Annotated in this window: 21 protein-coding genes; 13 read left to right on the top strand and 8 right to left on the bottom strand. The window is 66.5% G+C overall.

From position 1 onward, the window contains the following. The first annotated feature begins 13 nt into the window (after positions 1–13). The 6 genes from KM295_RS04675 to leuD all read left to right on the top strand — a co-directional run bounded on the left by KM295_RS04675 (position 14) and on the right by leuD (position 7298). Entirely contained in the window at positions 14–1303 is a 1290-nt protein-coding gene (locus KM295_RS04675) for a PAS domain S-box protein (protein ID WP_256028720.1), read from the top strand. Beyond that, on the top strand, positions 1254–2456 hold the full coding sequence (locus KM295_RS04670; RefSeq protein ID WP_256028754.1) for a LeuA family protein: 1203 nt from the start codon (positions 1254–1256) through the stop codon (positions 2454–2456). The genes KM295_RS04675 and KM295_RS04670 overlap by 50 nt, the downstream gene beginning before the upstream one ends. 307 nt (positions 2457–2763) lie before the next feature. After that, entirely contained in the window at positions 2764–4506 is a 1743-nt protein-coding gene (gene ilvB / locus KM295_RS04665; protein WP_256028719.1) for a biosynthetic-type acetolactate synthase large subunit, read from the top strand. Then, positions 4503–5135: an acetolactate synthase small subunit gene (gene ilvN / locus KM295_RS04660; protein WP_256028718.1), complete on the top strand. Its 633-nt coding sequence runs from the start codon at positions 4503–4505 to the stop codon at positions 5133–5135. Before ilvB ends, ilvN begins: the two co-directional genes overlap by 4 nt. Before the next feature lie 97 nt (positions 5136–5232). Then, the gene (gene leuC, locus KM295_RS04655; protein ID WP_256028717.1) at positions 5233–6657 is read left to right on the top strand and encodes a 3-isopropylmalate dehydratase large subunit; all 1425 of its coding nucleotides are present in this window, start codon (positions 5233–5235) and stop codon (positions 6655–6657) included. Continuing rightward, a complete protein-coding gene (gene leuD / locus KM295_RS04650) occupies positions 6654–7298 on the top strand; it encodes a 3-isopropylmalate dehydratase small subunit (protein WP_256028716.1) in 645 nt (214 codons plus the stop codon). The genes leuC and leuD overlap by 4 nt, the downstream gene beginning before the upstream one ends. Positions 7299–7384: 86 nt before the next feature. Here the strand turns inward: leuD and KM295_RS04645 are convergent, their stop codons facing one another. The 5 genes from KM295_RS04645 to KM295_RS04625 all read right to left on the bottom strand — a co-directional run bounded on the left by KM295_RS04645 (position 7385) and on the right by KM295_RS04625 (position 10173). Next, a complete protein-coding gene (locus KM295_RS04645) occupies positions 7385–7861 on the bottom strand; it encodes a DUF5799 family protein (protein ID WP_256028715.1) in 477 nt (158 codons plus the stop codon). A 178-nt stretch (positions 7862–8039) separates the two neighbouring features. After that, entirely contained in the window at positions 8040–8438 is a 399-nt protein-coding gene (locus KM295_RS04640; RefSeq protein ID WP_256028714.1) for an OsmC family protein, read from the bottom strand. Between the two features lie 54 nt (positions 8439–8492). After that, on the bottom strand, positions 8493–9215 hold the full coding sequence (locus KM295_RS04635) for a metal-dependent hydrolase (protein WP_256028713.1): 723 nt from the start codon (positions 9213–9215) through the stop codon (positions 8493–8495). 79 nt (positions 9216–9294) lie between these two features. Further along, positions 9295–9594 carry a DUF4242 domain-containing protein gene (locus KM295_RS04630; RefSeq protein WP_256028711.1) on the bottom strand — a complete coding sequence of 100 codons (300 nt, stop codon included), beginning with the start codon at positions 9592–9594 and terminating at the stop codon, positions 9295–9297. Positions 9595–9714: 120 nt separating this feature from the next. Further along, positions 9715–10173, bottom strand: a complete 459-nt coding sequence (locus KM295_RS04625; protein ID WP_256028710.1) for a transporter — start codon at positions 10171–10173, stop codon at positions 9715–9717. Positions 10174–10255: 82 nt separating this feature from the next. Here KM295_RS04625 and yqeC point away from each other — a divergent pair, with 82 nt between their 5' ends. Then, positions 10256–10978 (top strand): selenium cofactor biosynthesis protein YqeC, encoded by a 723-nt coding sequence (gene yqeC, locus KM295_RS04620; protein ID WP_256028709.1) that lies wholly within the window; start codon positions 10256–10258, stop codon positions 10976–10978. On the opposite strand, the gene KM295_RS04615 is transcribed toward yqeC, so the two are convergent. From KM295_RS04615 to KM295_RS04605, 3 genes are read right to left on the bottom strand one after another with little or no spacing between them, the layout of a single operon-like run. Further along, complete coding sequence (locus KM295_RS04615; RefSeq protein WP_256028708.1) at positions 10979–11593, bottom strand: molybdenum cofactor guanylyltransferase; 615 nt, start codon at positions 11591–11593, stop codon at positions 10979–10981. Between the two features lie 15 nt (positions 11594–11608). Beyond that, positions 11609–14758 (bottom strand): formate dehydrogenase subunit alpha, encoded by a 3150-nt coding sequence (fdhF, locus tag KM295_RS04610; protein ID WP_256028707.1) that lies wholly within the window; start codon positions 14756–14758, stop codon positions 11609–11611. Further along, entirely contained in the window at positions 14755–16218 is a 1464-nt protein-coding gene (locus KM295_RS04605) for an NADH-ubiquinone oxidoreductase-F iron-sulfur binding region domain-containing protein (RefSeq protein WP_256028706.1), read from the bottom strand. The genes fdhF and KM295_RS04605 overlap by 4 nt, the downstream gene beginning before the upstream one ends. A gap of 88 nt (positions 16219–16306) precedes the next feature. Here KM295_RS04605 and hisC point away from each other — a divergent pair, with 88 nt between their 5' ends. The 6 genes from hisC (at position 16307) to KM295_RS04575 (ending at position 20287) form a co-directional block, all read left to right on the top strand. Then, positions 16307–17374 (top strand): histidinol-phosphate transaminase, encoded by a 1068-nt coding sequence (gene hisC / locus KM295_RS04600; RefSeq protein ID WP_256028705.1) that lies wholly within the window; start codon positions 16307–16309, stop codon positions 17372–17374. Next, complete coding sequence (locus tag KM295_RS04595; RefSeq protein ID WP_256028704.1) at positions 17371–17877, top strand: adenylate kinase family protein; 507 nt, start codon at positions 17371–17373, stop codon at positions 17875–17877. Before hisC ends, KM295_RS04595 begins: the two co-directional genes overlap by 4 nt. Beyond that, positions 17874–18503, top strand: coding sequence for a CDP-alcohol phosphatidyltransferase family protein (locus KM295_RS04590; RefSeq protein ID WP_256028703.1), 630 nt, complete (start codon positions 17874–17876; stop codon positions 18501–18503). The genes KM295_RS04595 and KM295_RS04590 overlap by 4 nt, the downstream gene beginning before the upstream one ends. Before the next feature lie 43 nt (positions 18504–18546). After that, positions 18547–19086 (top strand): multiprotein bridging factor aMBF1, encoded by a 540-nt coding sequence (locus KM295_RS04585; RefSeq protein WP_256028702.1) that lies wholly within the window; start codon positions 18547–18549, stop codon positions 19084–19086. A gap of 110 nt (positions 19087–19196) precedes the next feature. Beyond that, positions 19197–20060 (top strand): hypothetical protein, encoded by an 864-nt coding sequence (locus KM295_RS04580; protein WP_256028701.1) that lies wholly within the window; start codon positions 19197–19199, stop codon positions 20058–20060. Then, positions 20057–20287: a DUF7385 family protein gene (locus KM295_RS04575; RefSeq protein ID WP_256028700.1), complete on the top strand. Its 231-nt coding sequence runs from the start codon at positions 20057–20059 to the stop codon at positions 20285–20287. The genes KM295_RS04580 and KM295_RS04575 overlap by 4 nt, the downstream gene beginning before the upstream one ends. Positions 20288–20414 lie beyond the last annotated feature (127 nt).

The raw sequence follows: 20414 nt of genomic DNA, 5'->3' as shown, positions 1-20414 counted from the left end.
CTCAACCAAGCGTATGAACGACACCCGCCACTCGGATACCGGGACTCCCGTCGACCCGTCCGGAAAGAAGTTCGAAACGGTCTTCGAGCACGCCAACGACGCGATCTTCATCGTCGACATCGAAAACGACGCCATCGTGGATTGCAATCCGGCAGCGGTCGAACTCGTCGAGTACCCCCGTGAGGAACTGTTGTCGATGCCTGCCTCCGATCTCCATCCGCACAACCTCGACCGGTTCATGGCGTTTGCCGACCGCGTTCTGGAGGAAGGGGAAGGCTGGACGGACGAAATCACCTGTTACTGCAAGAGCGGTGACATCATCCCCGCCGAGATGTCCGCCTCGGTGATCGAACTCGACGGTCGTCCGCATCTCGTCAACCACATCCGGGAGACGAGCGATCGCGAGGAGCGGGAGTGGTTCGAGACCCTGTTGGAGCACTCGGGCGATCTCATCACGGTGATGAAACACGACGGGACGATCCGGTATCAGAGCGATTCGGTCGAGAAGATCCTCGGATACAGCCCGGACAGACTGCGGGACGAAACCTACTTCCAGTACATCCATCCGGACGACCGGGCGGATATCCGGGAGACCTTCAGAACGATGGCGTCCCGGTCGGGCGGCGTGGTCAACCGGCTGGAGTATCGCTTCCGACGGGCGGACGGCTCCTGGGCCTGGATCGAAGGAATCGTGAGCGACCGCCCCGAGTCCGTGATTTCCGGCTTTCTGATCAACGCGCGCGATATCACGGCACGCAAAGAGAGCCAACAGCAGGCGACCGTGCTCAACCGCATCCTGCGTCACAACCTCCGAAACGGGCTCACTGTCATTCTCGGCCGGGCAAAGTTGCTCGCCGGGAACGATTCGGAACGGGTCGCCTCCGGCGCAGAGACCATCCTCTCGAGCGCGTCGGATCTACAACGGTTGACTACCTACACGAAGGATCTCTCCGATATGATCGGCACTCACGACGTCGCCCAGCACCGTCACGATGTGACGACGCTGCTCGAAACGAAACTCGAGGATCTGGTGGATGCGTATCCGGACGCGGAGTTCGATCGCGACGTAGCTCTCGGCGGACAGCGGTTAAACACTGGTGCTGTGCGGTCGGCGGCGTCGAACTGTGAGATCGTGTGTTTCCTGGCCGTTCTCGACCTGTATTTTCGAACGGGTGCGACAATTCGCCGCGGTGGACAGCCAAGTTTAAATACCTCGCGTGTCCTTGGTCCAATTGCAATGACACAGCACGAGGATACGTCGGCTTCGCCGGCGGATCGAGTTCTTCCAGGGCACACTAGATAGTACCTCAGAGATCAGTGAGGCCCGAATTTTCGATACGACGCTGCGCGACGGCGAACAGTCCCCGAGAACGTCGTTCTCCTACGAGGACAAACGGGAGATCGCGTCGATCCTCGATGACATGCGAACCCACGTCATCGAGGCCGGCTTCCCGGTAAACTCCGAGACGGAGTTCGAAGCCGTCCGGGACATCGCCGACGCGGCGTCGCGGTCCACCGTCTGTGGACTCGCCCGCGTGGTAGAGAAGGACGTCGAAGCGGCGCTGGATTCCGGCGTCGATATGGTACACGTTTTTGCATCCACCAGCGACGTCCAACTGCAGGATTCGATGCACGCCACCCGCCAGGAGGCGCTCGAACGGTCCGTCGAGGCCGTCGAACGCGTCAAGGAGGCCGGCGTGACCTGTATGTTCTCGCCGATGGACGCCACGCGCACCGACGAACAGTTCCTGACCGACATCATCGAGGCCGTCTCCGAGGTCGGGGCGGACTGGATAAACATCCCGGATACGGTCGGCGTCGCGACGCCGCGGCGGTTCTACGACATGATCGAGACCGTCTGTGCGCACACCGACGCCGAGGTCGACGTCCACACCCACGACGACTTCGGGCTGGCGGCCGCCAACGCCCTCTCGGGGTACGAGGCGGGCGCCACCCAGTCGCAGGTGTCTATCAACGGGATCGGCGAACGCGCCGGCAACGCGGCCTACGAGGAGGTCGTCATGGCGCTGGAGTCGCTCTACGACGTCGATACCGGCATCGACACGGCCCGGATCGCCGAGGTGTCGCGGATCATCGAGGAGAAAAGCGACATCACGACGCCGGCGAACAAACCGATCGTGGGGGAGAACGCCTTCTCCCACGAGTCAGGGATCCACGCGGCCGGCGTCATCGAGAACTCCGATACGTTCGAACCCGGCGTGATGACCCCGGAGATGGTCGGCGCGACCCGCGAGTTGGTCCTGGGGAAACACACCGGAACCCACTCCGTCAGGGAGCGCCTGGAGGACGCCGGTTTCGACCCCACCGACGCCGAGGTCCGCGAGGTGACCCGCATGGTGAAAGACCGCGGGGCACAGAAGGAACAGATCACCTTCGAGCGACTCAAGGAGTTCGCCCGCGACGTGGGCGTCCGACGCGAGGAGGTCCGGATCTGAGGATGTCCGTCTCGGGCGTTCGCCCACGGGTACAGCGGCCGGTCTGCCGGCACCACACGGCGGCATGCGTCCGCTGGACACGGAAGGTTTATGTTCAGCCACGGTGCAATACCCACCATGATGACGGACGCGACAGCCGGGGCGGCAGCGCTTTCCGACGCCGTCAGCGTCCCGTCCGGTATGGTAGGGGCGTAGCCCCGACACGACATTCTTCCCACGCGCGGTTCGTATCGGTCACAGACCAGCCCACAGCCGGAACAATGGATACACGAAACAACAACCGACGGTATCGAACGGAGTGGAGATCATGAGCGGAGAACGGACACGGAAAGTTCAGAACGCGGAGACTGCCAGCGACGCGACGGGAATCGAAAACGGCGCCGACGCGGTCGTTCGCGCCCTCGAGAACGCGGGGGTCAAACACCTCTTCGGGATCCAGGGCGGCGCGATCATGCCGGTCTACGACGCGATATACGACTCGGAGATGAACCACATCACGATGGCCCACGAGCAGGGCGCGGTCCATGCGGCCGACGCATACGGGATCGTCACCGGGGAGCCGGGCGTCTGTATGGCGACTTCGGGGCCGGGGGCGACGAACCTCGTCACGGGGATCGCCGACGCCAACATGGACTCTGATCCGCTCGTCGCCCTGACAGGGCAGGTTCCGACGGACGTCGTCGGGAACGATGCCTTCCAGGAGACCGACGCGGTCGGTATCACGAGTCCGGTCACGAAGGCCAACACCTTCGCCGACGATCCGGACTCGGTCGGGACGGACGTGGGAACGGCCTTCGCGCTGGCGAAACACGGCCGGCAGGGGCCGACGCTAGTCGATCTACCGAAGGACGTGACCAAAGGGGAAACGGAGACGGATCCCGGCGGCCCGACGCTGCCGGAGACCTACGACTCCCCGGAGGCGGCCGATCCCGATGCCGTCTCGGGGGCGGCGGCGACGATCAGGAAGGCCGAACGGCCGGTCATTCTCGCCGGCGGCGGCGTGATCAAGGCCGAAGCCAGCGACGAACTCCGGGCGTTCGCGATGGAACACGAGATTCCGGTGGTCACGACGATGCCGGGAACGGGGTCGTTCCCCGAGGATCACGAACTGTCGATGGAGATCGTCGGGATGCACGGCACCGGATACGCCAACATGGCGATCACGGTGACGGACTGTCTGCTCGCGGTCGGCACCCGGTTCGACGACCGGCTGACGGGCGGCGTCGAGACGTTCGCCCCCGACGCGGAGGTCATCCACATCGATATCGATCCGGCCGAGGTCTCGAAGAACATCGAGGCCGACCACCCGCTCATCGGCGACGCGAAGGCGGTGCTCGACCAGCTCGCCGACGCGATGACCGGCTCGCCTTCGACCGGGGCCTGGCTCGAACAGTGTGAGACGTGGAAAGAGGAATACTCGATGGAGTACGCGGCGCCGGAGGACGAACCGGTCAAGCCACAGTACGTCGTCGAGCGCTTCGACGAGGCGACCCCCGAGGACACGATCGTCACCGCCGGCGTCGGCCAACACCAGATGTGGGCCTGGCAGTACTGGACGTGGACACAGCCACGAACGTGGGTCACCTCCCACGGCCTCGGGGCGATGGGGTACGGGCTGCCGGGGGCGATCGGGGCGAAGCTCGCGGCCCCCGACCGGGAGGTCGTCTGTTTCGACGGCGACGGCTCCTTTTTGATGACGTGTCAGGAGCTCTCGGTGGCCGTCAGGGAGGACCTCGATATCACGGTTGTCGTGCTCAACAACGAGGCGATCGGGATGGTTCGGCAGTGGCAGGACGTCTTCTTCGGCCAGCGGCACATGGCCTCCGATTACCCCTGGATCCCCGAGTTCGACACCCTCGCGGAGGCGTTCGGTGCCCGCGGGTTCCGGATCGATACCGACGAGGAGGTCGAGGGGGTCATCGAGGAGGCGCTGGCCTACGACGGCCCGAGCGTCGTCGACGTCCACATCGACCCCGGCGAGAAGGTCTACCCGATGGTGCCGGGCGGCGGCGACAACGGGCTGTTCGCGCTGACGGAGGAGCAGCTATGAGCCGCCGACGGAACGTCCAGCAGGAGGGGCTCGAAGGCCCGCCGCCCGAGGAACGGAAACGACCGATCGGCCGGCGAAACTCCCAGGGGATCCGGATCGACCCCGAAGTCGAGGCCGAACCGGAGCCCCGTCGGACGACGATCTCGGCGTACGTCGAGAACGAACCGGGCGTGCTCGCGCGCGTCTCGGGGCTGTTCCACCGGCGACAGTTCAACATCGAATCGCTGACCGTCGGGCCGACACAGAACGAGGGGTACTCGCGGATCACCCTCGTCGTCGAGGAGCCCGATCCCGGGATCGACCAGATCCAAAAGCAACTCGAGAAGCTCATCCCCGTCATTCACGTCCGTGAACTCGATCGTAACCCGGTCGCCCGCGAGCTCATCATCCTGAAGGTGGACGGCGAGGAGCCGGACAAGGTACAGGCGATCACCGATATGTACGACGGCGAGGCGCTCGATGCGGGCCCGGAGACGGTCACCGTCCAGATCACCGGTTCCGAGGAGAAGATCGACGACGCGATCGACGCGTTCAAGCAGTTCAACATCCGCGAGATCGCCCGGACCGGACAGGCGGCGCTCGCCCGCGGCGCCGAGGAGACCGCACGGGTCGAGGAGCGACACACATGAAGATGACAGACGACACAACGATCGACGACGACGCGGACAGCACCGTACCCGAGGGCGGGGACGGCTCCCAGTGGGTGTTCGATGGGGGGATCGACCGATGAGCGAGGGGACGCTGTACGACAAGGTCTGGGACCGACACAGGGTGACGACGCTCCCGAACGGACAGGATCAGCTGTTCATCGGGCTGCATCTCATCCACGAGGTGACGAGCCCACAGGCGTTCGGGATGCTGCGGGAGCGGGGGCTCGAACTCGCCCGGCCCGATCTGACGCACGCGACGGTCGATCACATCGTCCCGACCGACGATCGCGACCGGCCCTTCGAGAACGACGCCGCCGAGGAGATGTACGCCGAACTCGAACGGAACCTCGAGGGGACGAACATCGACTTCGACGATCCCTCCTCGGGCAACCAGGGGATCGTCCACGTCATCGGGCCGGAACAGGGGATCACCCAGCCCGGGAAAACAATCGTCTGTGGCGACAGCCACACCTCGACACACGGCGCCTTCGGCGCCTTGGCGTTCGGGATCGGCACCTCACAGATCCGGGACGTCTTCGCCACTCAGACGGTCGCTATGGAGAAAAAGAAGGTCCGGAAGATCGAGGTGACCGGCGAACTCGGCGAGGACGTCACCGCAAAGGACGTCATCCTGACGATCATCCGACGGCTCGGCACCGACGGCGGCGTCGGCTACGTCTACGAGTACGCCGGGGAAGCCATCGAAAGCCTCGGCATGGAGGGACGGATGTCGATCTGTAACATGTCGATCGAGGGCGGCGCGCGCGCCGGGTACGTAAACCCCGACGAGACGACCTACGCGTGGCTCAGAGAAACCGACGAGTTCGCGGACGATCCCGAACGCTTCGAAGAGCTGAAACCCTACTGGGAGTCGGTCAGATCCGACCCCGACGCCGAGTACGACGACGTGGTGACGATCGACGGCTCGGCGATCGAACCGGTCGTCACGTGGGGGACCACGCCGGGACAGGGGATCGGTATCTCCGAGGAGATCCCCGAGCCCGAATCGCTCCCGGAGGACAAACGCGAGACCGCCCGGCGGGCACAGAAACACATGGGCGTCGAACCCGGCGAGACGATGGCCGGTTACGACATCGACGTCGCGTTCCTGGGCTCGTGTACGAACGCCCGGCTCTCGGATCTCCGGGCCGGCGCGGAAATCGTCAAGAGCCGACAGGTAGACGATTCCGTGCGCGCGATGGTCGTCCCCGGCAGCCAGCGCGTCAAGACGGCCGCCGAACGCGAGGGGCTCGACGAGGTGTTCACCGAGGCGGGCTTCGAGTGGCGGAACCCGGGGTGTTCGATGTGTCTCGGGATGAACGACGACCAGCTCGTCGGCGACGAAGCGTGTGCTTCCTCGTCGAACCGGAACTTCGTCGGCCGACAGGGCTCGAAGGAGGGCCGGACCGTGCTGATGAGCCCGCGGATGGTCGCCGCGGCGGCGATCACCGGGGAAGTGACCGACGTCCGTGACCTCCCGAAAGCGGAGGTGAAAGCATGAGCGACGAAACGGAGATCCCGAGCGTCACCCGCGTCGCGGGAAGCGGGGTCCCGATCCGCGGCAACGACATCGACACCGACCAGATCATCCCCGCACGCTTTTTGAAGGTCATCACCTTCGACGGGCTCGGGGAGTTCGCCTTCTTCGATCAGCGCTTCGACGACGAGGACAACCCGAAGGACCACCCGTTCAACGAAGAGCGGTTCCAGGACGCGAACGTATTGGTCGTCAACGCCAATTTCGGCTGTGGCTCCTCGCGCGAACACGCCCCACAGGCGCTCAAGCGGTGGGGAATCGACGCTATCGTCGGCGAGTCCTTCGCCGAGATCTTCGCCGGTAACTGTCTCGCACTCGGTATCCCGACGGTGACCGCCGACACCGAGGCGATCGAGACGCTGCAGGACTGGATCGACGAGAACCCCGGCAGCGAGATCGGGATCGACGTCGCCGCGGAGACGGTCGTCTACGACGACGAGACGATCGACGCGGAAGTCGACGAAGCCCAGCGGAAGGCCCTCGTCGATGGGATCTGGGATACGACCGCGCTGATGAAATCCAACGCGACGGCGATCGAGGCGACGGCCGAGTCGTTGCCGTACATCGACGATCCCTCGCTTCGGGCGGGAGAAGCCGACGACTGACGCGGTCGGTACTCGTTTCGGCGACGGATCGTACCCTCGGAAACCGACTCGCTCGAAGGAACCCCCCGGACCGGACGACCGGCCGGCTACTCTTCGGTCTCGGTATCGGTCTCGGTTTCTGCCGCGGCCGCCCGGACCTCGTTCCAGCGGCCCTCGGACTCGAGGTGGGCCTGTAGCGTCTCGGCGTACGTTGCGACGAGCGCCTCGGCGTCCTCGAGTTCCTCCTCATCGATGCCGCCGCTGAAGCTCCCGCCCCCGCCCAGTCCGAGGGCGTTGCGGATCGAGTCGAGGAACCCGCCTCCGCTATCCGATTCCGGCTGGGGTCTCCCCATCGGCCCCGTCTCCGTGACCTTCTCCAGTTCGGGGATGATCGACGGCAGCTGTGAGGTGTCGGCGACGAGTTCGGCGTCGGTCTCGTTCCCGGGGTTTTCGATCTCGAACGTCGTCGCGGTCATGATGAGTCCCCACTCCTGTCGGGAGAACCGCGAGTCGTCGATCCGCGATGAGAACTCGTTGTCGACCGTCATCCGATCGCCAACGATCATGTCCTTCCAGTCGCTCATACTTCCCGATACGGATCCTATACTTTTATATGGTGGCGAAAACCCGTCGATCGCGCCGCGAGCGGTCAGCCGAAGCCCGACGCCGACGGGAACCCCCCGGTTCCTACGGTTGTCGGAACGGTTTACCGATCATCACCGAACCGTGCCGGGATGACACATAAAGGACGCACCGATCCTCTCAGAACGCGTCGGGCGTAAGCTCGATCTCGGCCTGGAGCGATTCCTTGACCGCGGCGTGGACGTGACAGATCTCCTCGCCGAGTTCGATCACGTCGGCTATCTCGTCGTCATCGAGGTCGGCCTCGACGTGGAGGTGAAACCGGATCGCCGCGAGGTCGTCGCTGTCGTCGAGGTCGGCTTCGGCCTCCGTCTCGATCTTCCCGAGATCGATATCGAGCTGTCGGTTCGCGCCCGCCCGACAGGCGAAAGAGAAACACGAGGCGTAATCGGCGACCAGTACCTCGTTCGGCGTCGGGCCGTCCGAGCCGGTCGCGTCGATACTGAGTTCGAAGTCTCCCGCCCGGCTCAGGGCGTGATACTTGGCGTCGTTGACGGTCGTGGTTTCGATGTCTGACATACCGGATTGAAACACTCGGCGCGCGTATAAAAAAGATAGGGGGTGCCGACGGCGTCACTCGAGTGTGAACGACTCGTCGCCTTCGAGGATCACGGCCTCTGCTCGGGCGCCGGTCGCTTTGAGTTCGCGCTCGAAGGTCCCGGTGTCGATCTCGATCGGCGGGAACGTATCGTAGTGCATGGGGGCGGCGTAGTCGGCCCCGACCCAGTCGGCGGCGATCGCGGCCTGGGCCGGCCCCATGGTGAAGTGATCGCCGGCCGGCAAGGCGGCGAAGTCGGGTTCGAGGAACGGGCCGATGACCTCGCGCATCTCGGTCATGAGGCTCGTGTCGCCGGCGTGATAGAACGACGTGTTGTCGCGATCGGCCTCCTGGGTCGGCTTTTTGTCGGAGATAACGAACCCGGCCGGCATGCCCGCCGAGTACTCGTAGTCGGATTCGATGCTGTTGGAATGGTCGGCCCGGACCATCGTCACCCAGGCGTCGCCGCACTCGGCGGTCCCGCCGAGGTTCATCCCCATGCCGGCGACGGCGTCCTCGAGGCCGAAGCGGTCCTCGGCGTATCCGGCGAGTTCGGGCGTCGAGACGACCGTCGCGTCGGGATAGGCGTCGGCGTCGGCGACGTGATCGAAGTGGCCGTGGGTCAAAAGGAGATAATCGGGATCGAGGTCGCCGGGTTCGAGGTCTGTCTTCGGGTTCTCGAAGAACGGATCGACGAGCAGGTCGGTTCCGTCGACTGTGACGTGCCACGTCGAGTGGCCATGCCAGGTGAGTTCCATAGCGGGAGACGGTACTCGTCTCACCGATTTAAGTATGGTGTCGATACCCGAAACCGGAACCGAAAGCCTCGCGCCGAGGCTACTCGCCGTCGAGGGGCTCGCCCCGCCGGTCGATCCGGGTAGCCGGAAGCCCCGCCCGGTCGGCGTGCTCGCGGATGGCCGCCTCGTCTTCGGCCCGATAATGACAGAACGTGCCCGTGATCCCCCCGTCCTCGTCGGTCAGGACCTCCGAGTCGACCCACCGGATGCCGACGCCCTCGTCTCTGAGTGCCTTCAGGGCGCGTCCGGACTCGTCGCCCGCCGCCTCCAGTTCCGCCTCGGTGATCGGCTCCTCTAGCGATCGGAGGATGAGGAAATCCTCGAGTTCTTCGTCCGACATATCCGTGACCCGTTAGCGGGGCTTGGATATTAGTTGTTACCTGCTCCGGAAAGTATCCCGGCGATCATAAACGGGGGGAACGGAGGAGGCCGCGGTCGTCGGCACGTCCGATCGGAGTCTTTAGAGGACTGCACCCGGCGTCCCGAGCAGTCCGGAGACGACGAGCAAACCGACCGCAAGCACGGAACCGAGAAGATAGAACGGCCTCGCATCGCGGGCCGGTTCGCGGATCTTGTCGTTTTCGACACCCCTGATCGCCCGCGCGCTGCCGACCTCGATCGCGGCCGCGAGCCCGAGCCAAAGCGTCAGCATCGCCACGACGAGATACCCGCCCGTCGTTCCCGTCAGCGTGTCGACAGTGTACAGGGTACCCGCGAGGTGGCCGCCGGTCACGAACGTAACGAGCGCGCCGAGCCGCGTCACCCACCGGAGTTTCGAGACGACGCTGCCGAACGCCGCCGGCGAAAGCTCGCCAGCCATCGCAAGCGGCACGACTACCGCGGCGACAAACAGGACCGATCCCGTCCACAGCGCCGCGAACGCGGTGTGAACCGTATACATCACAGTGTCTACGATCATACCGTCACCGTGTCGGGGACGAACTTATAAGCACCCACCTCGTGTCGACAACGTCTATGTCCCGGGACCCCTACCGGCCGACATGGACCTCCGAACGGCCTTCGAGCCGACCGGGGTGACGGCGGTCGTCGGCGCCGGCGGGAAGAAATCGACCCTCTATGCGCTCGCCGCCGAGCTAGAACGTGCCGTCCTCACCGCGACGGTCCGGATTCCCCCCTTCGAGGACCGCGTCGAGCGGCTCGAAGTCACCGAGGATCCGATCGGGACCGTCCGGGGGAACGGGACCTGGCCGCTCGGCGTCGTTCCGGGGCGTGACGGCGTTCGCGACCGGTATCTCGGCTACGACACCGACCGGATCGACGAGCTGGCGGCGACAACCGACGTCCCGATCCTCACCAAGGCCGACGGCGCGCGGACGCGGTGGATCAAAGCGCCGGCCGAAGAGGAACCGCAGGTGCCGGCCGCCGCCGACCTCGTCGTACCGGTCGCGAGCGTCAGAGCCGTCGGCGAACGGATCGACGAAGAGCACGTCCACCGGCCGGAACGTCTCGCGTCGCTTCTGGACCGGCCGCCCGGGAGCCGTATCCGGCCGGTCGACGTCGCGGCCGTCCTCGGCGACCAACGGGGAGGACTGAAGGACGTCCCCGCCGATGCCCGCGTCGTTCCGCTCGTAAATATGGTTGACGACGGGGAGCTCAGAGCGGTCGCCGAAGGGATCGCAGAGGAGTTGCTCGCCGTGGAACGGATCGGACGGGTCGTGTTGGGCCGGATGGATCGCGGCGAGGTCGTCGGTGTTCTCCAGTAACTACTGGAGTCGCTCGTTTGCCCACTGAACGTCCTCGGGCGTGTCGATCCCCTCGAAACTGTCGAGGGAGCCGTGTTCGAGGAGTTCCGCCCGATCGACGATGACCCGATCGAGCGACGACAGCGGTTCGATGATCCGTGGGTGGGGTTCCTCGAGGGCGCGTTCGCAAGCCTCGACCATCGGGTCCGTTCTGTAGACGGCGTGAAGGGGTTCGAACCACTCGCTCGGCCGGGGGATGGCGGCGTCGTGGCCCGCCGCGCGTTCGAAGAGATACGAGACGAGATCGGGATCCAGAAAGGGCATATCGACGGCGGCGACGGCGGCGTAGTCGGTTTCGATCGCCCGGAGTCCGGTTTCGATGCCGGCGACCGGCCCGCGATCGGGGGCGGGATCGATCGCGAACCGCGGTTCGGGGTCGATCCCCGACAGCGCCGTCTCGATGGCCCCGCGCTGATCGTCCCGGCAGTTGACGACCAGCCGGTCGGCGGTCTCGAGGAGACGGTCGGCGACGCGACGGACGAGCGGCGTCCCGCCGACCTCGACGAGGGCCTTTTCGGTCTCGCCCATCCGGACCGACCGGCCACCGGCGACGATGACGCCGTTCGTCTCGCTCATGGACGGGATTGGCGCTCAGTCCCTGTTAATTCGTTCGATCCGGACGCTCGCGACCTTGTATTCGGGGATGCCGCTCGTGGGGTCGTAGCGCTCGCCGGTCAGCGTGTTGACGGCCCCGTCGGCGAAGTGCATCGGCACGAAGACGACGCCCTTTCCGGGTCTCTCTGTCACCTTCGCCCGGACATCGATGTGACCCCGTTCGGACTCGACGCGGACGGTGTCGCCGCCCTCGATACCGAGCGTTCCGGCCGTTTCGGGGTGGATTTCGACGAAGCTCTCGGGGACGTGGTCGGTGATCGCCTCGACCCGGCGGGTCAGCGTCCCCGTATGGAAGTGATACAGCACCCGGCCGGTGGTAAGCGTAAGCGGGTACGTCTCCGTCGGCAACTCGCCGGGTTCGCCCATGTCGGCGGGGACGAACCGGGCCATTCCGTCGGAGAAGTTGAACCCGTCTTCGTATAAAAACCGCGTGCCCGGATGGTCGGCGTCGGGGCAGGGCCACTGGAGGCCGCCCTCCGTTTCGATCCGCTCGTGGCTCATCCCGGCGTAGATCGGCGTCACGTCGGTCAGTTCTTCGAATATCTCTGTCGGGGTTTCGTAGTCCCACCGGCGGCCGTCGTGGTCGATCCGGTTTGCGAGCGATTGCAGTATCTCCCAGTCCTGTCGTGCCTCCCCCGGCGGGTCCAGGGCCTTTCCGACCCGCTGGACGCGGCGTTCGGTGTTGGTGAACGTCCCGGACTTCTCGGCGAAGGCCGCCGCCGGCAACACGACGTCGGCGTGTTCGGCGGTTTCGGTCATGAAGAGATCCTGGACGACGAGGAAGTCGGTCTCCTCGAGGGCTTTATTGGCGTGTCCGATATCCGGCTCCGAGAGCGCCGGGTTCTCGCCCATCACGTAGAGCCCCCGCACGTCGCCGTCGTGGATCGCCTCGAAGGTCTCGGGGACGGTCAGTCCGATCTCCTCCGGCGGGCGGACGCCCCACGCCTCCTCGAAGGTGTCGAGCACCTCGGGGTCGGTCACGTCCTGATAGCCGGGCAGGACGTTCGGGAGCGTCCCCATGTCCCCGCCGCCGCCCTGGACGTTGTTGTGCCCCCGGAACGGCGAGAGGCCGGCGTCGGGTTTGCCGACGTTACCCGTGAGCAACGCGAGGTTCGCCATCGCCCGGACGTTGTTGGTGCCGTGGGAGTGTTGGGTCAGCCCCATCGCCCACCCGAAGACGACCGAGTCGGCCGTCGCGATCCGTTCGGCGGCCGCCGTCAGTTCCCCGGCCGGGATGTCGGTGAGGCGTTCGACTTCCGCGGACGTGAAGGGCTCGACCTTCCGTTTCAGCGCGTCGAAATCCCGGACGTGTTCCTCGACGAACGCGGCGTCGTGGAGGTCGCGTTCGATGATATGTCGGGCCATCCCGTTCATCCAGGCGGTGTCGTAGCCCGGCTTCGACCGGAGGTACTGGTCGGCGTGTTCGGCGATGCCCACCTTTCGGGGGTCGACGACGACCAGGTCGGCGCCGTCCCGGACGTTCCGTTTCACCTTCGTCGCCAGAACGGGATGGGATTCGGTCGTGTTCGTCCCCGAGAACAGATAACAGTCGGCGTTGGCGACGTCCTCGATGCTGTTCGACATCGCCCCGTAGCCGACAGTTTCGAGCAGCGCGGCGACCGTCGAGGAGTGACACAGCCGCGCGCAGTTGTCGATGTTCTTCGTCCCGAGCACGGTCCGGGCGAACTTCTCCATCAGGTAGTCCTCCTCGTTGGTACACTTCGAGGAGGCGAAACACGAGATCGCGTCCGCGCCGTGATCCCGGCGGATCCCCTCCAGTTCCGCGGCGACGACGTCGAGCGCTTCGTCCCAGGAAGCTTCCCGGAAGCCGTCGCCCTCGCGGATCAGCGGCGTCTTCAGGCGGTCGTCACGTTCGATGAAGCCATAGCCGAACTTTCCCTTGACGCAGGTCGAAAAGTCGTTGGCGGGGGCGGCGTCGGGATCGGTCGCCCGGACGCCCAAGACGCGTTCGTCGTCGCTGTAGAGTTCGAACCGACAGCCGACCGCACAGTACCCACAGGTCGTCTCGGTCCGGTCGAGCCGATCGAGGCGGGCGTCCCCGACCCGTTTCGCGATCCCGAAGAGGATCCCCTCGGAGAAGACCCCCGCGGCGACGTCCTCGGCGAGGTGTTCGCCGGTTCGCAGCGCGCGATCGGTGGCCGATCCGGCCGTCCGTCTGGCCTTCGACATGAAGCGGGCGACGCCCGAGAGCTCCTCGGTCGCTTCGCGTTCGTCCCGCTCCCTGTCGCGTTCGGACTCCAGTACGCTCCCGACGGAGTTGCGCTGTGTAAAGCCCGGAAGCGGCATCGTCGTCGCGTCGACGAGCCCGCCCTCGACGAGGCTACCCGTGGGACAGACCGTCGCACAGTGGCCACAGGAGACACACGTCGAGTCGGCCATCGTCTCGGCGTCGGACTGGAAGCCGATCCGCGTCTCCTCGCCGGTCCCTTCGATCCGGAGGACGCCCTCGACCTGCACGTCGTTGCAGGCCTCGACACACCGGTTACAGAGGATACACTTGTTGCGGTCGATGTCGATCGCGCCCGTCGGATCGAGCGGTTCGTATCCGTCGCGGTCGTCGAAGACGCCGTATCGGGGGTGAGAGATGCCTTCCTCGATCGAGGTGTCCTGCAGTTCACACCGGCCGTTCTTCCCGCAGGTCGTACACCGGAGGTTGTGATCCGAGAGCACCAACTCGAGGTTGTGGCGTCTGGCCTCGGCGGCCGCGGCGGCCTCGGTATCGACGACGGCGCCGTCCGTCGCCGGCGTCGAACACGCGGCGACGGGGCCCTCCTCGTCGGTTTCGACCATACAGGTCCGGCAGGTCGTCCGCGGTCCGATCTCCTCGGCGGCCTCGGTGTCGCGGTCGTAGTGACAAAGCGCCGGTACCTCGCTGCCGGCCGCCTCGACCGCGTCGAGAAGCGTTCCGCCGGGGGGCACGACGACCGTCTCGCCGTCGACGGTAAGCGTCGCCGGGCCGTCCTCGGGATCGACCGCCCGTTCGGGCCGCGGCGGATCGTTCGCCGTGCCCGTCCGGAACGTCTCAGTCAGCGGTGTCGACGGCCGAGGATCCTGTATCTCCGGCACGCGGGGGTTCGGACCGCCACCGACGTCGTCGGTGCTCATCGGAGCCCCCCACAGGTCCCGGCCGGACAGCGCCCCTCGGCGTGGGCGCGGAACTCGGGTTCGAAGGCCTCCAGCGCCGTCCGGATCGGCCGTGCGGCCGCCTCGCCGAACGCACAGAGGCTGCTCGTCCGCATGACCCGGGCGAGCTCCCGGAGCGTTTCCGGATCGAACTCACCGTCGTAGACGTCCCGAAGCGCCCCGTGGAGCTGTTTCGATCCCTCCCGACAGGGGACACACCGCCCGCAGTTCTCCTCGCGGGCGAAGGCGGCCCGCTCGCCGACCGTCGCAACGATACAGTCGTCGGGGCCGAGGACCTCCAGTACCCCTTCGGTCCCGAGCCCCGACGCCGAAAGCGCCGGCGCGCTCGCCGGGAGGTCGACGGATCCGGTGACGCCCCCGAACCGTCCGCCGACGACGTACCGATCGCCCGCGGCGTCGACCGCCGAGAGCGCCCTCGACAGCGCGCTGTCGGTTCGCAACTCGACGACCGCCGGCGCGCGGACAGCGCCACGAACCGCGACGGTCCGGGTGCCGGGGTCGGCGCTTTCGGGATCGAACCCCTCGCCGTCCTCGAGGAGTGTTCGGAGTTGTACCAGCGTCCGGGGCGTGTGGACGACGGTCGGTCGGCCGTACAGTCCCCACTCTTCGGGGCCGGGCGGTCGGCGGCGGGCCTCGATCCGGTCGTTGCCCTCCAGCGCCTCAAGCGCCATCGTCGGCTCGCCGATCCGGAACGACTCGGGGGCCCGGTGGATCAGCTCCCCGTCGGCGACGGCTTCCAGCGGCTCGACCGCCGGGTCGGTCGCCAACGCCACCACGTCCTCGGCGCCGACGGCGTCAGCGACGATCCCCGCCCCGTCGAGAACGCGACCCGGGATACTCCGACACATGAGTTCGTCCGTCGGGCAGTCGGTATCGGCGGCGTGAATCACGACCACCGGATCGCCCTCGGCCTCGATCGTTCGCTCCCAGACCGCCGAGATGAGGTCGTCCGTCGCCCCGTCGGCCCGTCCGCGACCACGGAGGCCGACGGTCGCGACCCGATCGAGGACCGTTTCGGGATCGAACTCGGCGGCCACAGGCTCCGGTCTGACCGTCGGGTCGACCCAGCCACAGGGACCGAGTACCCGGCGGGTGCCGACCGAAAGCGGCCCCGAGTCGGGGGCAGGAATCGCGGCGGTGTCCTCGTCGTGGTCGACGGCTGCTTCGGCGCCGGTCGTCGGGAAGTCGCCGTCCTCGAGCGTCGTCGCGGCTTCCGCGGCGGCGTCGGGACGGAGGTCAGTGTGTATCGCCGTCCGCCCCGCCGTCGTATACAGACCCAGCGGCGACGGCGTTCCGGCCGGGCCGACCCGCCGTACCGACACGTCGGCCGCGTCATCTATCGCCTCGATCACTGCCGAACGGTCGGACGTGTCGGCAGTGACCCGGACGACGGGTCCGGGTTCGACACCGGGAGGTGACATACCCCACGGTTGCCTCGAAACCCGATAAACGTTAGCACTGGCGGAACCGTTGGGCACCCTTAAGACCCGCGGCACGTTTATTTCGGGTATGCAACCACGGGACCTGTCGGACCACGTCGCCTACGAAGCCGGGCGAGGGATCGAGGAGGTCGCTCGCGATCTGGGGCTCGAGGCGGACGAACTCGTGAAACTCTCCTCCAACGAGAACGCCTTCGGCCCGTCTCCGAAGGCGGTCGCGGCGATCGAAGCGTACGCGCCGACGGTACACAGCTATCCGAAGTCCTCGGCGGTCGATCTCAGGGACGCACTCGCCGACCGCTGGGACGTCGGGTCGGGGCAGGTGTGGCTCGCCAACGGCGGCGACGGCGCGCTCGATTACCTCGCCAGGGCGATGTTACGGCCCGGCGAGGAAGTTCTCGTCCCCGCGCCGGGGTTCGCCTACTACGCGATGAGCGCCCGGTATCACCACGGCTCGGTGAACGAGTACCCCATCAGGAAGGCCGACGGCTTCACCCAGTCAGCCGGAACCGTTCTGGAACACTACGACGGCGAGCGGGTCATCTACCTCACGACGCCGCACAACCCGACCGGAAGCGAGCTCTCGCCGGCCGGGATCGAAGCCGTCGCCGAAGGGACCGACAAGGAGACGCTGGTGATCGTCGACGAGGCCTACGGCGAGTTCTCCGACACTCCGTCCGTCGTTCCGCTGGTCGAGGAACGCGACGACGTGGCGGTGATTCGGACGTTCTCGAAGGCCTACGGGCTGGCCGGAATCCGGCTCGGATACGCTGTCGTCCCCGAAACGTGGGCCGAGGCCTACGCCCGGGTGAACACGCCCTTCGCCGCCTCGGAGATCGCCTGCCGGGCCGGGCTCGCGGCGCTCGAGGACAGAGACCACGTCGAGAAGACGGTCGACGCCGTGAGGTGGGGCAGAGAGTACATCCACGGGAACCTCGCGTGTCAGACGTGGGAGAGCGCCGGCAACTTCGTCCTCTGTGAGGTCGGCGACGGAAGCGAGGTGACGGAGCGGGCCCAGCGGGAAGGTGTCATCGTCCGGGACACCACGTCGTTCGGTCTGCCGGAGTGTGTCCGGATCACCTGTGGCACGCGCGAGGAAACGAAACGCGCCGTCGCGGTCCTCAACGAGCTCCTATGAGAGTCGCCGTCACCGGTACGCCGGGTACGGGGAAGACGACCGCTACGGAGCTTCTCGGAACGGATCTCGAGGTAATTCATCTCGGTGAACTCGTCCGGACCGAGGGACTGACGAGCGGCACCGACGAAGACCGGGACAGCCTCGTCGTCGACGTTGACGCCGTCGCGGCCCGGCTCGCCGGTCGTGACAAGCTCCTCGTCGAATCACACGTGGCACATCACCTCACAGTGGATCGGGTCGTCGTGTTGCGCTGTCACCCCGACGAACTGAAACGCCGGCTGCTCGACCGCGGCGAGCCCGAGCGGAAAGCCGACGAGAACGCCGAGGCGGAGGCGCTCGACGTGATCCTCTCGGAGGCTGTCGACCGCCACGGGCTCGAATCCGTCTACGAGATCGAGACGACCGACAGCGACCCGGGGGCGACCGCCGACGCGATCGAAGCCGTCATCGAGGGCGACCGATCGCCGTCGGCCGGGACGGTCGATTTTACGGGGTATCTATGACGCTGGATCGACTCAGACCGCTGGCCGAACGGCTGCTCGGACCCTTCGTCGACGCCGCCGACCGGGTCGGCCTGACGCCGGACGGCGTCAGCGTGATCGCGTTCGGGTTCGCCACCCTCGCCGGCGTCGCTTACACGCTCGCCGGCGTCGAGATCGACGGCGTGGGATCGACGCCGGGGCTGTATCTCTTAGGGGCGTTGTTCGTGCTGTGCAACGGGTGGATGGACCTCCTCGACGGCGCTTTGGCCCGCCGGCAGGACAGCGCCTCGAAGGCCGGCGACCTGCTGGATCACGTCCTCGATCGGTACGCCGATATCGTCATCGTCGCCGGCCTCGCGGCCGGTACAGGGGCATATCTGATCGGCTTTCTGGCGGTAACCGGTGTGTTGATGACCTCGTATCTCGGCACGCAGGCGCAGGCGGTCGGCCTCGATCGGGTCTACGGCGGGCTGGTCGGCCGGGCCGACCGGCTCGCGATCATCGGGGTGGTCACCGCTGTCGGCGCCGTCTACACCGCGCCGATCTGGGGGCTGACGCTCGCGGGCTGGCTGCTCGTCTTCCTCGCGGCCGTCGGACACCTGACCGCGCTCCAGCGGTTCTACTACTCGACGCTGGCGCTACCGTGAGCCGGGCGGAAAACCCTTTTGTGCCGACGCGGTAAGTGACGGTATGGTCCAGTGTGAGATGTGCGGCACCGAGACAGGGTCGCCGAAGACGGTCAAGATCGAGGGGGCCGAACTCGAGGTGTGTGACGATTGCGCCGACTTCGGGACGGAAGTCAAGACCGAGGAGACCGCCTCGACGTCGACGAAGTACTCGACGTCGTCTTCGGGATCCGCCTCGTCTTCGGGCTCGACGTCGAGTTCCTCGGGCGGCACCTCGGGGGGCGGCGGTGGCGGCGGGAGCCGCCGGGACATGTTCGACGAGATGGACGAGGTCGTTCAGGACTACGACGAACGCATCCGGACCGCCCGCGAGGCCGATGACCTGACACAGGAGGAACTGGCGAACCAGCTCAACGAGAAGGCCAGCCTCATCCGGAAGCTCGAACGCGGCGAGGTACTCCCCAGCGACAGTATGCAACGCAAGCTCGAACGGGCGCTGGGTATCGATCTCTCGATGGGCGGGTCCGGCGAGGACAGCGAGTGGTCCGGCGGTTCCGCGACCGGCGGGACGACGCTCGGTGACGTCGTCAAACGGAAGGACTGAGACGCCGGGCAGAAGCGGGAACTACCGCCCTTCAGTCATTCTCTGTCCCGGCCGTTTTCGCGCCCGAAACGATCCGAACCCCTTTGAAACAGTACCGGGTACCGTCCCGTATGGCGACGGGATCGGCGACCGACGAGGGGCCGACGGGAGACCGGCGGCTACCGTCGGCCCGGCGTGTCGGCCGAGGGCTCCTGTCAGCACTCGTCTCCGCACCCGGACGGAGTACCGCGACGCTTCTGGTCGCGGTCCCGTACGTGTGGCTCGGGTACTACATGGTCGGGGTCGCGCTCGGGCGGCACGGCGACGTCATCGTGAGCGGCGACTGGCTCACGGTTCTTTTCACCACCTACGCGCTCCTGTCGGCGCTCGCGCTTGCCCACCGGATCCTCGAGGTCGGCCTCGGGGGTCTGACCGTCGAGTCGCTGCTCGACGTCGTCGTCCTCGTGTGGCTCACAGCGTTCTATTTCGTCTGGATGCTCGCCCGGGAACCCGTCTCGAGTACCACGACGGTGACGGAGCTGTACGCGCCCGTCCTCGCCGGCGAGCCGCAGGCAGTCCTGTGGGCGGGGACGGCGGCCGCGGTGACGGTCCTTTCGGCCGGGATCGTGCTGTTCCCCCGGCCCGGGAGCCGCCCGTTCAGAACGCGATTCCGGACCGCCCTGGTGACGTTTCCGGTCGTTATCACGGCCGTCGTGCTCCTGGTTCGGCCGGCGGTCGACTCGCTGTGGTGGCCCTTCGTCGTCGGGGTCTTCCTCGGGACGCTCGTCGGCGGTGCAGCCCGCGTCCACGTGATCGCGGGCGCGATCGCGAGGGGTCTCTTCGCCGGACTGTCGCTTTTCGTGTGGGCGGTCGGGGCCATCGGCTGGTTGCTGACGTACCGGACGCGTCCGCCGACGGAGGCGGTCGTACTCGCGGACACGGCGTGGGGACAGGACGAACGGCAGGCGGATGCCGACCAAGGTGATCGCGAGTGACGGTCTCGTTCGACGTTCACGAGGTACGACACCGTCTCAAACAGCTCACCGACGACGGCGACACGAAGCTGTTCGAAAACAGAGACGGGGTCTCCTGTCCGGCCTGCGAGACGCCGTTCGACCGGCTGTTCGTGACCCGCCGTCCCGCGACGTCGTTTCCGGAAAACGACGGCTCGCGGTTCTGTCTCGTCCGGGACTCCGATTGGATCTACGTGTTCCGGCACTGACCGCCCCCGTCGCGTTTCGCTCCGGGGCCAGGCGGGCGGGGATCCGATCGTCCGCATATATAAACGCGGGTGAGACCCCGACGAACGATCGGTGTTTATGGAACGATAGATTCCGGCGCATGCGTCG

Origin of the sequence: Natronomonas aquatica (assembly GCF_024449025.1) — an archaeon.
GTDB classification, from domain to species: domain Archaea; phylum Halobacteriota; class Halobacteria; order Halobacteriales; family Haloarculaceae; genus Natronomonas; species Natronomonas aquatica.
Note: the sequence above shows the minus strand (reverse complement) of the source record. Positions and strands in the feature narration are given on the sequence as shown.